Annotated in this window: 13 protein-coding genes and 1 pseudogene; 4 read left to right on the plus strand and 10 right to left on the minus strand. The window is 66.6% G+C overall.

The genetic code is table 11. The annotated features are described in order from the left end of the window. Nucleotides 1-10: 10 nt before the first annotated feature. The gene (gene ychF, locus OH807_RS24890; protein ID WP_406202683.1) at nucleotides 11-1,084 is read left to right on the plus strand and encodes a redox-regulated ATPase YchF; all 1,074 of its coding nucleotides are present in this window, start codon (nucleotides 11-13) and stop codon (nucleotides 1,082-1,084) included. 287 nt (nucleotides 1,085-1,371) lie between these two features. Here the strand turns inward: ychF and OH807_RS24895 are convergent, their stop codons facing one another. The 3 genes from OH807_RS24895 to OH807_RS24905 are packed head-to-tail and all read right to left on the minus strand — an operon-like array spanning nucleotide 1,372 to nucleotide 3,924. Further along, nucleotides 1,372-1,992 carry a C39 family peptidase gene (locus tag OH807_RS24895; protein ID WP_406202685.1) on the minus strand — a complete coding sequence of 207 codons (621 nt, stop codon included), beginning with the start codon at nucleotides 1,990-1,992 and terminating at the stop codon, nucleotides 1,372-1,374. Then, a complete protein-coding gene (locus OH807_RS24900) occupies nucleotides 1,985-2,983 on the minus strand; it encodes a threonine/serine dehydratase (protein WP_406202687.1) in 999 nt (332 codons plus the stop codon). Before OH807_RS24900 ends, OH807_RS24895 begins: the two co-directional genes overlap by 8 nt. Continuing rightward, the gene (locus OH807_RS24905; RefSeq protein WP_406202689.1) at nucleotides 2,980-3,924 is read right to left on the minus strand and encodes a D-alanine--D-alanine ligase; all 945 of its coding nucleotides are present in this window, start codon (nucleotides 3,922-3,924) and stop codon (nucleotides 2,980-2,982) included. Before OH807_RS24905 ends, OH807_RS24900 begins: the two co-directional genes overlap by 4 nt. Before the next feature lie 131 nt (nucleotides 3,925-4,055). Between OH807_RS24905 and murF the strand changes: the two genes are divergently transcribed. Continuing rightward, a complete protein-coding gene (murF, locus tag OH807_RS24910) occupies nucleotides 4,056-5,453 on the plus strand; it encodes a UDP-N-acetylmuramoyl-tripeptide--D-alanyl-D-alanine ligase (RefSeq protein ID WP_406202691.1) in 1,398 nt (465 codons plus the stop codon). Here the strand turns inward: murF and murC are convergent, their stop codons facing one another. Both murC and OH807_RS24920 read right to left on the minus strand, forming a co-directional pair. Beyond that, the gene (gene murC, locus OH807_RS24915) at nucleotides 5,454-6,875 is read right to left on the minus strand and encodes a UDP-N-acetylmuramate--L-alanine ligase (protein WP_406202693.1); all 1,422 of its coding nucleotides are present in this window, start codon (nucleotides 6,873-6,875) and stop codon (nucleotides 5,454-5,456) included. A 54-nt stretch (nucleotides 6,876-6,929) separates the two neighbouring features. Next, nucleotides 6,930-7,121, minus strand: coding sequence for a hypothetical protein (locus OH807_RS24920; protein ID WP_406202695.1), 192 nt, complete (start codon nucleotides 7,119-7,121; stop codon nucleotides 6,930-6,932). A gap of 160 nt (nucleotides 7,122-7,281) precedes the next feature. On the opposite strand from OH807_RS24920, the gene OH807_RS24925 reads away from it, so the two are divergent. Then, nucleotides 7,282-8,253, plus strand: coding sequence for a helix-turn-helix domain-containing protein (locus OH807_RS24925; RefSeq protein ID WP_406202697.1), 972 nt, complete (start codon nucleotides 7,282-7,284; stop codon nucleotides 8,251-8,253). Then, nucleotides 8,250-8,813 (plus strand): peptide deformylase, encoded by a 564-nt coding sequence (locus OH807_RS24930; protein ID WP_406202699.1) that lies wholly within the window; start codon nucleotides 8,250-8,252, stop codon nucleotides 8,811-8,813. The genes OH807_RS24925 and OH807_RS24930 overlap by 4 nt, the downstream gene beginning before the upstream one ends. Nucleotides 8,814-8,913: 100 nt before the next feature. Here OH807_RS24930 and OH807_RS24935 read toward each other — a convergent pair whose 3' ends face one another. The 5 genes and pseudogenes from OH807_RS24935 to OH807_RS24955 form a co-directional block, all read right to left on the minus strand. Continuing rightward, nucleotides 8,914-12,156: a WD40 repeat domain-containing protein gene (locus OH807_RS24935; protein ID WP_406211162.1), complete on the minus strand. Its 3,243-nt coding sequence runs from the start codon at nucleotides 12,154-12,156 to the stop codon at nucleotides 8,914-8,916. A 351-nt stretch (nucleotides 12,157-12,507) separates the two neighbouring features. Then, a pseudogene (locus tag OH807_RS24940) lies at nucleotides 12,508-13,104 on the minus strand (serine protease); the annotation flags it as partial. Continuing rightward, nucleotides 13,064-13,390: a CU044_2847 family protein gene (locus OH807_RS24945; protein ID WP_406202701.1), complete on the minus strand. Its 327-nt coding sequence runs from the start codon at nucleotides 13,388-13,390 to the stop codon at nucleotides 13,064-13,066. The pseudogene OH807_RS24940 and the gene OH807_RS24945, both read right to left, overlap by 41 nt. A 414-nt stretch (nucleotides 13,391-13,804) precedes the next feature. After that, nucleotides 13,805-14,065: a Txe/YoeB family addiction module toxin gene (locus OH807_RS24950; RefSeq protein WP_406202703.1), complete on the minus strand. Its 261-nt coding sequence runs from the start codon at nucleotides 14,063-14,065 to the stop codon at nucleotides 13,805-13,807. Continuing rightward, nucleotides 14,062-14,319 carry a type II toxin-antitoxin system Phd/YefM family antitoxin gene (locus OH807_RS24955; RefSeq protein WP_406202705.1) on the minus strand — a complete coding sequence of 86 codons (258 nt, stop codon included), beginning with the start codon at nucleotides 14,317-14,319 and terminating at the stop codon, nucleotides 14,062-14,064. The genes OH807_RS24950 and OH807_RS24955 overlap by 4 nt, the downstream gene beginning before the upstream one ends. Nucleotides 14,320-14,631: the final 312 nt, after the last annotated feature.

The raw sequence follows: 14,631 nt of genomic DNA on the forward strand, positions 1-14,631 counted from the left end.
ACTGCGCTTCATGTCGCTCACGATCGGAATCGTCGGCCTGCCGAACGTCGGCAAGTCGACCCTGTTCAACGCCCTGACCAAGAACGACGTGCTGGCGGCCAACTACCCGTTCGCCACCATCGAGCCGAACGTCGGTGTCGTCGGCGTTCCGGACGCCCGGCTGAACAAGCTCGCCGAGATCTTCGGCTCGCAGCGGATCCTCCCGGCGACCGTGGACTTCGTGGACATCGCCGGCATCGTGCGCGGCGCCTCCGTCGGTGAGGGCCTGGGCAACAAGTTCCTGGCGAACATCCGTGAGTCGGACGCGATCTGCCAGGTCATCCGGGCCTTCGTCGACCCGGACGTGGTGCACGTCGACGGCAAGGTCTCGCCGAAGGACGACATCGAGACCATCAACACCGAGCTGATCCTCGCCGACCTCCAGTCGATCGAGAAGGTGCTCCCGCGGCTCCAGAAGGAGGCCCGCCTGAAGAAGGAGTCGGCCGCCACGCTGGCCGCTGCCGAGGCCGCCCAGAAGATCCTGGAGACCGGCAAGACCCTCTTCGAGGCGGGCTTCGACGCCTCCTCGGTGCGCGAGCTGCACCTGCTCACCACCAAGCCCTTCCTCTACGTCTTCAACGTCGACGAGGACGAGCTGGTCGACGAGGAGTTCAAGGAGGCCCAGCGCGCCCTGGTCGCCCCCGCCGAGGCGATCTTCCTGAACGCCAAGATCGAGTCCGAGCTGATCGGCATGGACGAGGACGAGGCGCTGGAGCTCCTCCAGTCCATGGGCCAGGAGGAGACCGGCATGGCCACCCTCGGCCGGGTCGGCTACGAGACCCTCGGCCTGCAGAGCTACCTCACCGCGGGCCCCAAGGAGACCAGGGCCTGGACCATCAAGAAGGGCGCCACCGCCCCCGAGGCCGCCGGTGTGATCCACACCGACTTCCAGAAGGGCTTCATCAAGGCGGAGATCATCTCCTTCGACGACCTGGTCGCCTGCGGCTCCGTCGCCGAGGCCCGCAGCAAGGGCAAGGCCCGCATCGAGGGCAAGGAATACATCATGCAGGACGGCGACGTCGTGGAGTTCCGCTTCAACGTCTAGTCGAACTGCAAAAAGGCCGTCTGACCTGCGGCGGAGCGGGTTGGGCGGCCTTTCGGTCCGCAGGGAGTCCGCGAGGCTGCCAACTCCGGCTCCACACCGCTCGCCCGATTCCGCATCCGGAACCGGGCGAGCGGCGTCTGGCGGCGCAGACCGGTCGTTCCGGAACTCCACATGTCGGGGCCGGGATTTCCGGAAATGGCCCCAGCCTGCTCCCCAGAGTTCCGTTGGGCGGCAGGTCCCGGTGGACCTGCCGCCCAACGGAGCCGGCCCAGGGGACCCGGACTCCATCAGACCCGCATCGCGATGCCTCGATGAGCGGCGAAGGCGTCGAAGCGGTCCAGCGGCAGAACGGCGTCGGCTGAATCAGCAGTGTGGCCTGAGGGGTTGCGGAACGAAACCGCGCCGTCCTGGTGGCCGGTGACGAGGACCAGGTGCCCGCCGCGTGCGGGTGCCGGGTGGTCGGGGCGGCGGATCTCCTTGTGGACGGAGGCCATCACGAGGTGGCCGAGATCGAGTTCGGCGAGGAGCCGGTCCGGGGTGAGGTCGGTGATGATCTCCGTCTTAAGCCCGTGGCGGGCGAGGGCGTACTCGGTGAACGGCTGGTAGTAGAGGCCGCCGACACTCCCGTCGCCGTGCTGGACGTAACCGCCGAAGGTGAGGCAGCCGTCCAGGAGGGCGAACAGGGTGGGGGCGCGGCCGTCGCGGGCGAACAGGGTCATCTGGAGGCAGGCCATACCGCACAGGCGGGTGGCCCAGTAGACGTAGGCGTCCCGGTCGGGGGCTCCGGTGGCGGCCCAGTTCTCGTCGTCGCCGGGTGGGTGGCCCTCATAGGCGATGGCATTGATCAGACCCGGTGTGGCGTACTGGGTGATCAGCGGGATCGGGTGGCGCTTGGGATGGTCAGGCAAGGGCTGGTTCCTTCCTGGGCAGTGGGGCGGCCACGAGGCGGTGGAAGGCGTCCAGGTCCACCGAGCCGCCGGAGAGGATCACGCCGACGGGGCCGGGCGGCAGGTCGAGGCCGGCCAGGGCCGCGAGTGCGACGGCTCCGGAGGGTTCGGTCACCACCTTGAGGTGCTGGAACGCCCAGCCCATAGCCTGCACGATCTGAGCGTCCGTCACCGTGATGACGTCGTCGAGCAGGGCCTTGTTGATCTGCCAGGGCAGGGCGGCCGGGGACGTGTGGCGGAGACCGTCCGCGATGGTGTCGGGCACGGAGGGGAGTTCGGCGATGTGCCCGGCTCGCAGGGAGGCGTAGGTGTCGGCCGCGCTCTCGGGTTCGACGCCGATCACCTTGATGCGCGGGTTGATGTGCTTGGCCGCGACGGCGGTGCCGGCGGCGAGTCCGCCGCCGCCCACGGGCACCAGGATCACGGTCAGGATGGGTGCCTGCCAGAGCAGTTCCAGCATCGCGGTGCCCGCCCCGGCGATCACCGCGCGGGCGTCGGCGGACGGCACGACGGCGAGGCCCTGATCGACGGAGAGTTGGGCGACGATGGCGTCGCGGTCGTCGTGCTGCCGGTGGTAGGCGACGATGTCGGCACCCAGCGCGAGGGCGCCGTTCACCTTGCCTGCAGGGGCGTCGTGCGGAACGACCACGGTCACCGGGACGGACAACAGGCGACCGGTGAGGGCGAGTGCCTGAGCGTGGTTGCCGGAGGAGGCACCGATGATTCCGCGTCGGCGCTCGCGCGGGCTCAGGGCGGCGACGGCGTTGTAGGCGCCGCGGAACTTGAACGAGCCGGTGCGCTGGAGGGCTTCGGCCTTGCAGACCACGATCCGTCCGGCGATCTCGTCCAGCGCAGGATGGGACAGCACGGGAGTGGAGGCGGCCACGCCGCGCAGGCGGCGCTGGGCGTCGTAGATGTCGTCCACCGACAGCGGCAGTTCGGCGGCGTTCACGGGCGGTACCCATCGGTGTGGACGGTGGCCAGGATGGTCGCGATGAGCTGGTCGTAGCCGATCCCGGCGGCGGAGGCCATGGTGGCGAGGTTGCCGTTCGGGGAGAGGCCGGGCAGTGTGTTGATCTCCAGCCAGTGGACCTCGTCGGCCGCGGTGACGAGGAGGTCGGAGCGCGAGTATCCCGAGCAGTGCAGCACCTGGTGGGCGCGGATGGCCGCGCGGGAGATGGCGGCGAGGACGGCGTCGGGGAACTGTGCGGGGCAGCGGTAGCGGTGGCCGGCGGGGTTGCGCTTGGCCTTGTAGTCGTAGAACTCGGCGGTGGTCGGGACGGTCTCCAGCGGCGGGAGAGCGACGAGCGCACCGTCCTTCTCCAGCACACCGCAGGTGACGGCGGTGCCCTCCTTGAACGGTTCGATGAACCATTCGCCGCCCCGGGTGTCGTGGGTGAGCGTGGTGGTGAGCGAGTTCAGGTCGCGGAAGACCCGCATGCCGATGGAGCCGCCCTCGGAGGCCGGCTTGAGGATGACGGGCAGGCCGAACTCGTCGGCGCAGGCGTGGGCGACCTCCTGGGCGTCCTGGGAGACACGCAGGGGAAGGTGCGGAAGGACGGTGACGCCGCCCGCGAGGACGAGGGTCTTAGCGGTGGGCTTGTGCATCGCGACCGCGCTGGCCAGCACCCCGGAGCCGGTGTACGGGACGCCGAGGCTGTCGAGGAGGCCCTGCAGTTTGCCGTCCTCGGCCCACTGGCCGGCGATGGCGAGGAACGCGACGTCGGCCTCGCGGACGCGGTCGGCGAAGTCCTTGTCGGTGGGGTCGAGGACGAAGTGCGGTAGGCCCTGGCGGACCAACGACTCGCGTACGGCCTCGCCGGAGATCAGCGAGCGGTCGCGTTCGCCGGAGCGGCCACCGGTGACGAGGGCGATACGAGGTGTGGCAGACATTCTCATCTTCCTTTTGTCACAGTCTGGTTCGGAATGCGCGGGATAGCGGGCGCGGTGTCGGGGAGCCGCTAGCGTCGAGGGCATGCCGCCCCGGGACGAGCGGGCGGGTGCGTCGATGGATCGGAGCCACCGTGGTCCCCATGACCCTGCAAGAGATCGCCGAGGCCGTCGGGGGCGCTCTGCACGACGCCCCCGATCCGGCCGCGGTGGTGTACCAGCCCGGGGTCATTGACTCGCGGCTGGTGGAGCCCGGGTCGCTGTTCATCGCGCTGCCGGGCGAGCACACCGACGGGCATCGGTTCGCCGAGGCCGCCGTTCGCGCCGGGGCCACGGGCGTGCTGGCGGCCCGGCCGGTCGGGGTCCCGGCGATCGTGGTGCCGGACGTCCAGGACGCGATGGGGGCGCTGGCCCGCGCGGTGCTCGACCGGCTGAACTCGCCGACCGTGATCGGGCTGACCGGATCGGCCGGGAAGACCAGCACCAAGGACCTGCTGGCCCAGGTGTTGCAGACCATGGACACCACGGTGGCTACGCCGTTGTCGTACAACGGCGAGATCGGCCTGCCTCTGACCGTCTTCCGGGCGGACGAGAACACTCGCCTGCTGGTGCTGGAGATGGGCTCGCGCGGCGCCGGGCACATCAAGTACCTGACGGGGATCGTCCCGCCGAAGGTCGGCCTGGTGCTGAACGTCGGCACCGCGCACGTGGGCGAGTTCGGCGGCGGGAAGGAGTCGATCGCCACCGCGAAGGGGGAACTCGTCGAGGCCCTGCCCCTCGACGGCCTGGCGGTGCTGAACGCCGACGACCCGTACGTCATGTCGATGGCGCCGCGCACGGTCGCGCCGGTCCTGACGTTCGGGGTGCAGGCCGGGGACGTGCGCGCCGTCGACGTTGAACTGGACGCCGCGGGCCGGCCGTCGTTCAACCTGACGTACCGGGGCGAGAGCGCCCCCGTGAGGCTGGGGCTGCACGGTGCCCACCACGTGTCCAACGCGACGGCCGCTGCCGCGGTGGCGATCGGCCTGGGCGCGAGCGTGCGGCAGGCAGCGGAGGCGCTGACCGGTGCCAGGCAGTTGACGCCGGGCCGGATGGACGTCACCGAGCGGCCGGACGGCGTGACGGTGATCAACGATGCGTTCAACGCGAACCCCGATTCGATGGCCGTCGCCCTGTCCGCGCTCACCGCCATGGCCGGCGGCGGGCGGAGGACGGTGGCGGTGCTGGGCGAGATGCGGGAGCTGGGGGAGGACTCCGAGGCCCACCATGCGGAGCTGGGCCGGCTCGTCGCCCGGAGCGGGATCACCGACCTGATCGCGGTCGGTGGCTGGGAGGCCCGGCTGGTGCACACCTGGGCGGTGGAGGGCGGCGTCAACGGCACGCTGGTGCCGGACCGCGACGCCGCCCTCGACCTGCTGCTGACCTACCTCAGGCCCGGGGACGTGGTGCTGGTGAAGGGCTCCCACAGCGTCGGCCTGGAGGACACCGCGATGCGGCTCGCCAAGCCCGACGCTGCCGACACCGCGCGCTGATTACGCGGCGACGACCGGGGTCTCGGCCAGCCGCAGCAGGACCGCCCGCCCAACGCGGCCGGCGGTCTCGGTGCCCATCGTCACCACCAAGTCGCCGGGCTCGACCAGTTCGGCGACCACGTCCGCCACGTCGCGCCCGTCGCCCGCAGTGTGGGCCCGGCCGCCGCAGGCCGCGACGTGCGCGGCCATCGGCGCGGTGCTGATCCCGGTGAGCGGGGACTCGACCGAGGCGTGCACGTCCAGGAGGACGACCTCGTCGGCCGCCGCGAGCCGACGGCCCATCTCCTCGCCGAGGGCTGCGGTGCGGGTCCAGCCGGTGGGCTCGAACACCGCGATCACCCGGCCCTCGGTGAGCATCCGGGCGGTGGCCAGGTCGGCGGTGATCTCGCTCGGGTGGTGGGCGTAGGAGTCCAGCACCGTCACTCCGGCGTAGCTGCCAGTGGTGGTGAGCCTGCGCTTGATGCCCTGGAACGCGTTGATGCCGTCCACCAGGGCGGCGGGCTCGGCACCGAGCACCCGGCCCGCGGCGAACGCCGCGGCGGCGTTCAGCGCGTTGTGCCGACCGGGGACGGCGAGGGTGAACTCGTGCCACGACCCGTCCGTGTCCTGCACGGTGACGTGGCTGGCCGTCCCGCCCCAGAGCACGCGCAGCACCCGCACGTCGGCGTCCTTGGCCTCACCGACCGTGATCATGCGGGGGCCGGGCGCCGCCTGGAGGCGTTCGGTCAGCAGCCGGGCGCCCGGGTCGTCGGAGGAGACGACCAGTACGGAGCTGTTGCGGGCCAGGCGCTCGAAGACGTCCAGGACGTCGTTCAGGTCGACGTACTGCTCGGGGTGGTCGTCGTCGACGTTCAGGACGACGGCGACCTGCGGGTGGTAGCGCCCCGCCGTACGGTCGCTCTCGTCTGCCTCGGCGACCAGGAGGCCGCCGAGGCCCTGGCGGGCGTTCGGGCGGCCGACGGGGGTGCCGCCGATGGTGTACGAAGGGTCGAGGTGGGCGAGGGCGGCGCTGAGGATGCCGGTGGTCGTGGTCTTGCCATGGGTGCCCGCCACCGTGACCGACTGCTCGGCGGTGGCGATCAAGTGCGCGAGCACGTCCGAGCGGTGCACGACCGGGATGCCGGTCCGGCGGGCGGCGGCGACCTCAGGGTTGCTCGGGGTCACCGCGCTCGACCACACGAGCACGGTGGCGTCGGCGGGCAGGTTGCTGGCTGTGTGGCCGATGGCGACGGCGGCGCCCGCCTCCTCCAGCTCGCGCAGGGCGGCGGTGTCGCTGGTGTCGGAGCCGGAGACCCGGCTGCCGCGCTCCAGCAGCAGGCGGGCGACGGCCGACATGCCGGCGCCGCCGATGCCCACGAAGTGCGGGCGGGCGAGGTCGATGGGGCCGTCGTGGACGGGGACGATCACGTTCCTGGTTTCCATGCTGTGCGCTCCAGTTCGGAGTCCAGCCCGTGATGGGCGATGGGTGGAAGGGCGCTACGCGTAGGTGCTGTCCGGCGCCGAGTTGGCCGCCGGGTGAGTACCGAGTCGGGCCGTGTCGAAGTCGTTGTGCACGATCACGCCGAGCAGGGCGATCACCGCGGCGTTGCCGACCGCCCACACGGCGCCGAAGACCGCGCCGACCGGATCGCGGTGCTGACCTCGTCGGCGGGACGGTGACTCGGACACGGCTAACTCCTCGCGACATAGGGGCAGATGGAGGACTGTTGCTGGTCGGGCGCTCGAAGTTCGCGTCCGATGGGGTAATGACAGCCGGAGGTGGGACCGTGACGGGATGGTGAGCTAAGGTCACTCACAGTTCATTCATCACTCACTGGGGGCGGAGCGGATGGAGACAAGGGCCGACCAGGACTCGGTCGACCAGGCCATGGAGGCGTTCGCCGCCGAAGTCGCCCACTGGCGCGAGGTGCGCGGCCTCTCCAAACGCGCACTGGCCGGGAAGATGGGCTTCGATCCCTCGTACGTCAGCCACATGGAGTCCGGCCGCCACAAGCCCACCGAGGAGTTCGCCCGCCTCGCCGACGAGACCCTCAACGCCGGGAAGGCCATCTGGCGGCGCTGGCTCGACTACGACGCCGCCCGCTCCCGCAGCCGCACGCCAGCCGCGCCGCCGGTGCCCCGTCGTCCCGAGCAGCCCTACGCCTCGGGGGCCGCGATCGTGGTCGAACACGACGAGGCTGCGCTCCAATTCGACTGCTCCACCTATCGGTTGACCATGCGCCGCCGACTACGGAACACCGGCGCCGAGCCCGTCACCCGCTACCTCATCCGCATCGCCGTCGACTGCTACCCCGGCGAACCCGAGCGTTCCAACGCCCACTACCGTGAGCACCCGCTGACCTGGGATGAGCTGGCGCTCACGGCCTCGTGTCAGGGTGAGGACATGCGGTGGCAGGTCAAGCACGACCGCGACGCCTTCAAGGAGGTCTGGCTCCTGTTCGACAACGAGCACGGCCGCTTCCCGCTCTACCCGGGCGAGGCGACCTGGATCGAGTACGCCTACAGCGTCGGCGCCGACAAGTGGGGCCACTGGTTCCAGCGCGCCGTCCGCCTGCCCACCCAACACCTCGCCGTACGCCTCGACTTCCCCGCCGACCTCGACCCGGTGGTCTGGGGCACCGAGACCTCCATGACCGCCGAGGCCGTACCTCTTCGCACCGCCGTCAGCCGCCACGACGACGGCGAGCGCCGGCACTTCGCCTGGGCCACTGATGACCCACCGCTGCACGCCCGCTTCCGCCTCGAATGGCGCTTCCGCGCCACCGCCAACAACCAGCAACAGACCAGGGAGACCAGGTGATCGAGGTGCGGCCCAGCCAGCAAATGCAGTCCCTCGGCGTCGTCCAACAGGGCACCCCCATCCTCAACAGCCCCGCCGAACCCTTCGACCTGCCAGCCGAACGCGCCGCCGCGCAGGCCGTGATCGACGAGCTGTTCACCGCTGTCAACCGGATCGGCCGCGTCCACTCCTTCGCCAAGGGCATGGGCCTCGCCGCCCCGCAGATCGGCATCCCCCGCGCCGCCGCCCTCGTCCTGCCCCCGACCGCCGACGCCGAGCCGATCATCCTGCTCAACCCCAAGGTCACCGCCGTCTCCGACGAGACCGATGAACAGTACGAGGGCTGCCTCAGCTTCTTCGACGTCCGCGGCATGGTCCCCCGCCCCCTCCGCATGGACGTCACCGCCACCACCCTCGACGGCGTAATCACCATCACCACCTACGAGTTCGGCCTCGCCCGCCTCATCGCCCACGAGATCGACCACCTCGATGGCCTCCTCTACACCGACCGCATGCGCCCCGACGTCCACCCGATCCCCATCGAGGAGTACCGGGGCACTGGTTCAACCTGGACCTACTGACACAGGAGCACAGGATTGCGCGTCAGCGTGACCGGGGAGATTCTTGCGGCCTTCGCTGACGGACCCTAAAAAGATCAATCCTGAATTTCAATCAGGAAATCTAGTCAAGGCCGACCGAGGGAAGGTCGAGGCGAAGGGCGAGCATCCCTGTTTCGAGGCTTAATGTAATGTCTGGGCCGGCCTGAGCTGCCCAGACAATGGTGTGCTGGACAGGGATATCAGTTAGCGGCCGATGGTTCACCGGATCCCAGACCCGGATGGATCGATCGTCGCCGCTGCTTACCAGAACCCTTCGGCCATCGAGAATCGCGACCCAAATCTGGCTGACCCTACCAGAGTGCCCTTCAAGTGAGGCGACCGGTTGCTCGGTTGTTGCATTCCAAAGCTGAATTGCACCAAACTCATTCCCAGTAGCTAGCAGTACTTCCCCGTCCACCCTGACGGCGCACTGTGTGGTGATTGAGCCCCTTCCGATACTCAAAGATGCCGCCAGCTCGCCTGAACCGGGCTCCCATACCCCGACGCGTCCATCGAATGTGATACCTGCAATAGCAAGTCGCCCGTGGACCGGTATGGGGCAGATCTCTCGCGCTCCTGTCCTTCCGATATCAAAGCCGTGAATAGTGGTTTCCTGTGAGATGTCCCAGAAATGCAGGGAATCTCCCAATGACCCTACGAGGATAGGGTTTCCGTCGAGCTTGATGCTGCAGATTGATGTAATGGAAGTGTAGCGTGCTCGAGGGCGCTTGAGCACTCGAACTAGACTGCCGCTAGGGTTCCAGATTTCAATATCTGATCCAGCAACGGCTAGGTGGGCGATCCCCTCAAATGGCACTGGGCACATTGCATTGATCGCGCCAGTCGCTAACGTGCGTACCCTTTTCCAGGTTGCAGGGTTTCGGATAGCGACCTCATCATCTCCGATGCGTGCGGTTGCCATAAGTAGTTCCGAGTTGACCCGAATTGCGCAAGCAGCATCAAAGAGACCTTCTCGGTCATTCTCTGCAATTACGTTTTGTTCTCCTGTGGCTGGATCCCAGATGCGAATGGATCGATCATCGCCGCTGCTGGCGAGTCTGAGCTGGGTGCCGATGAGAATCGCGCAGACTGAATAGACTGAGTCAGTATGGCCTCGCCACAATGCCAGTTGGCGCCCGGCAGCCGGGTCCCAAAGCCGCACTGTCTCATCCTCGCCAGCGCTTGCGAGTACTGGCACACCGTCGAGTGTTGCGGAACATAGGGTGAGGACAGGGCCGCCGTGCCCCTCGAGAATGCCAGCGTCATTTCCATTACGCGGGTCCCAAAGCCGAATTTTAGAATCGTACCCTCCGCCAGCTAGCAGGACGCGATCGCGAACCTGGATCGCGCACAGGGCTCGCGTCCACTCCCAGTCCCACGGATCCTGGTGAGTGATAGTCCATCGAATTGTATTGGTGTCGGGTTCCCACAGGCGGACTGTTCCGTCCTCGCTGCAGGAAGCGAGCAAAGGAATGCCGTCGACGTTAATCTCACAGAGATCAGTGATCCAATCATCGTGGCCGTCGAGGCTGCCAACCTGATCACCTGTAATTGGGTCAAGTAGACGGATCGTGGCGCCTGCTGATGTTGCTGCGGCCAAGAAAGTCTGACCGTCTCTAGTAAAGCAACAGAGAGCCGAGTATCCGCCCAAATCTCCGCCGATGCTATGAAGCACCTCGCCGGTAAGAGGATCCCAGAATCGGATTACCCCGTCTCGCCCGGTGGAGGCGATCGCATCGATGCTTCCGAGCCGCACGGCGACGATTGCCCGAATCTCGTCCGTGTGCCCCTCCATGACGTGAACAACCTCGCCCAGTACCGGGTCCCAGATTCGGACTGTGCGGTCACCGCCGGCACTGGCCAAGAGTTCACGGCCCCCGACATTGAGCGCGCGTAGGACGTAGGACCAGCGCGTGTGTCCCTCCATGACTGCTTCTTCCAGGCCGGGCACAGCAGTGGACCACCGTGCACGATAGGGCGCAGGCAGGGGCAACTCACTGTAAATACGACCTAGACGCTGCTGAGTCTCTGTCACGCTGAAGAGAGCAACCCGCCTGGCAGGGTCGGCGTTAAATGCCTGGGGGGTGCGGCGGATATACTTTGTCCTACTTCGAGCAAGTTCGGACGTGGCTCGATCCGTTACTGGGAGTAGCCTCCGCAGATCTGCGTGAAGTAGGTACAGCTCGTTCGAAATCAGGTCGTCCAGCGATTCCCCGGCCTCGGCATGGGCTGGTAGTGAGCGTTTGAGATATGGATCAACTTCACCCCATCCTCTCCGCTCACCTTCTGCAATCATGGCGTGAGTTAGCGCTCGTTCATCGTCGCGACGGGTGTGCAGTTCGCCACGAGCGCTGATCAGCGTATCGTTGAGAGCCTGGTGGAAGAGCCGGTAAATGAACTCTTGATGTTCGCTGCCGCCTGCCTCAACCAGGAAGTTAGCCGCAGAAGATCGGGCGAAGGCGGCAAGGCTTGTCTCCGGTATCGGGGGTCCACCTAGCGCAGTTACAGCAATCCGCCAAAGTGCGAGTGAGAATCCTGGTGCTTCGGCGAAAGCGAGGGCGGTGAGCACATATTCTGCCGAGCACCCATGCACGGGCTGGATTCGTTCAAGATAATCATGGAGTGCGCCATCCACAGTCGGAATAAAAGCAATTTCTTCCGGGTTGACTGCCTCTTTATCGTGCAATCCGTGCGCCCGCGCTACGAGCCCTGCCACCAAGAAGTTTCGGTCCGCCATTGAGGCGATGCGATGGGCAACTGGCTCGGCGATTTCGTGGTCCGCATAGGGATTATCCTGACGCTCATCGCCAAGCATCTGGAGGGTGGCAAGGGTATATGACCTCAAATCCTCCGGTTCGAAGAAATCGGGTTGGTCGAGATCTATGGTAGATAGCGCCCTGCCGAAAGAGGCGAGTAGATCTCCAGAATCGTCACGACGCCTGCTCCCCACGATCACGCGAATATTGAGGTCTGCGCAGGTTTCCACCAGCGGGGTGATGATCCGCCGGATGATAAGTCGGGCCTGTTGGGGGTTTGCCGCCTCGTCTAGCGCATCAATGACTACGGTAAAATCTGGCGGAAGGTCGTTGCTCTGCGCGAGAGAACGGCCCTGTAGGGCCTCGCGCAGCAGTTCCGGCAGGAACTCGATGTCGTCGGGGAGTGCAGCTGAAGCGGCCGCTGCGATTTCGACGGCAACGTCAAGCGCTGTTTTTCCTTTTGCGTGTACGGCGCAGGAAATGGATCCGACTTTAGCCCGTACGGCAGTATCACTGGCGGGTAGCAGATCTGCAATCTCTCGATCCGCCGTCGTGACGATCCGACCCAAGACGGCTGATTTGCCAACGCCGGGAGATCCAGTGACTACGAGCGCCTTTCGTGACGGGGGCTCGTCAATCCAATTAACGATTATCGTGAGCGCTGCAGTCCGTCCGCAGAACCTGAACCCTTTCTCTGTGTCAATACTGACTCCGCGAGATCGCGGGCGCCAATGCCGACCGGCCTCCGGGTCGTTTCGTAGGGACCATCCCCAAGATGCGAGGGCGGATTCGCCGGCAGCCTCAACCGTCCATACGGCGCGATCGATGATGCCTTCCCCTGGAAAGATGCGGTCTATCTGCCATAGCGATAGCGCGCGGGCATCGCCATCTCCGCTTGCTTGGCCGACCATCCCCACGATTGAGTCGTACTCCGGCGACCATAGTGCTGCCCCGCTGAAGCCTTTTTTAACGGTGTAGCGAGAGCTAGTGTCAAGGCGCACCCAGCCATAACCAAGAGACTCGCCAACTGTACCAGCGGCTGAGTTTCCAAGAAGTTCCCCGCCGGGGAAACCGAAAGCCCACCAGTCCCGGCCAACTATGTCGGTCGGGGCGGGGCATCGCAATCGTGGTATGCGAGTTGCCGGGACTGGTTCGGAGAGTAGGAGGAGCGCGGCGTCCTGGGTGCGCTGGAGACCAGCAGGCGGCAGGATGATCTCGCGGACTTTGATGCGTGCTGCGTCGCTTTCCTCCGCCTTGGGGAAGGCTACCCAGAGTGGATCACTTGCACTGTGGGCTCCGTGTACTACATGGGCACAAGTGAGGACTCGGTGAGCGTCGAGCACAAATGCTGACCCGAGGGATAGTTCGTCGAGTTCTGTGCGGTGGACTGCAGCAACCCAGGAGTCATTTGGTGGTCTGCTGGGCTGATTGTCCATGCCTGGTCTTCCTGAGGTCGCACTGCCTCGGCTGCTGCCACTACTCCGGGTCCGGCCGTCCAACAGGAGTTGTGTCGGCATGCCAGGTGAGAGTCACTTCGAAGTTCGCCTCGGTTGCGGCTTTGGCGATCAGCCAGTTTGCAGTGCCATTGACCTTGATGCCGAACTTGAGCTGGATCTCGCCCGGCTTCATAGCTGCGACCTGGTCAAGCACGGTCCGCGCTGCCTGCACAGCGGGCTGGACGGCCTCGCGGACCCGGGCGACGGCCGTCTCTGCTCCCACGGGATGGAAGTCGTCGCTCGCCTCAATCTCAAAGCCGACTGTGGTGTGTTCATCCAGTGTGTACGAGACGACGTGCGATGACATGTGACCCCCCAATGGACCATGGATGCGCTGATGCTATCGCCAGTCACGCAGCGCGAGCCATAGCAGCGCGTGGTTCTAGCAAGCTGGTCTGTGACGGTCCGCAGGTAGTCCGCAGGACGTTCGAGCGGGACCGTCGCATCCCGTCGCTAGCCAATCGAGAAAAGCCTGGTCAGGGGTGTGAACGAGACTCCGCCGCAGGTCAGGCCTGACCGGCAATGGTTCCGCTTCAACGTGTGACGCGTCGTTGGTCGCGGCGCCCGGCCCGCCTTCGAGCGGCGCCGGGGCGCCGGTCCCTGCGAGCGGAACGCCGCCGCGCGATCGGCGGTGGCCCGTGGCGCACCGACCTGAGCACGTGCCGCAGCGGCTCCCCGGGCGACGGTCCGGGGGGCCGCTCGTCCTGTCACGGTCGACGGGTCAGCTCTCGTAGTGGTAGCGGCATTGTGCGATCAGGACCGAGTCGTCGGCGACCTTGTAGATGAGGCGGTGCTCGTCATTGATCCGGCGTGACCAATAGCCCTGGAATCCGTGTTTGAGCGGTTCCGGCTTGCCGATGCCTTCGTTGCCGTTGCGCGCCGCATCGGCGATGAGCGTGTTGATCCGCCTGAGGATCTTGCGGTCCTGGACCTGCCACCACAGGTAGTCCTCCCAGGCCCGGGAGGAAAAAATGATCTTCACTCCGGATCTGCCAGTTCCCGTGCGGTTCCGCCGCCGGTCTCCAGTTCCTCGATGGAGGCCAGGAGGCGGCGCGCGTTCGCCGGGCTGCGCAGCAGGTAGGCGGTCTCCTTGAGGGACTGGTAGTCCTCCAGTGAAACGATGACCACCGGCTCGTGTCCGGCGCGAGTGATCACTATCTCCTCGCGGTCGTCCGTGACGGCGTTGAGCACCTCGGCGTACCGCGCGCGGGACTCCGAATAGGTCATCGTCTTCATGGCCCGCCTCCTTCTGGGTACAAGAAATTGTACGTCTGTCATCGTGTGTCGACAAGGGTCCGGGGTGCCTGGTCGGGGCGCCTGGCCACCGGGTGTTCCGGTGGGGTGCGCAAATCGGAATCACTTCTCTCACTTGTGCTGCGCCGGGGGCGAGTTGATCAATCTGTGTGATCATTCGGGGAGCTGTCCGGCAGCACCGCGGGGGCGGACGTCTGGCCGTGACCACACCGGCGTCGTCACCCCGCCCGGCTGCCGTCCGTGTCTACACCGCCCGCCGGAGCGTCGCGCGGGCGCACACGCTGCACGATCACA

The sequence above is a fragment of the Kitasatospora sp. NBC_01560 genome (assembly GCF_045208415.1).
In the GTDB taxonomy this organism is placed as follows: domain Bacteria; phylum Actinomycetota; class Actinomycetes; order Streptomycetales; family Streptomycetaceae; genus Kitasatospora.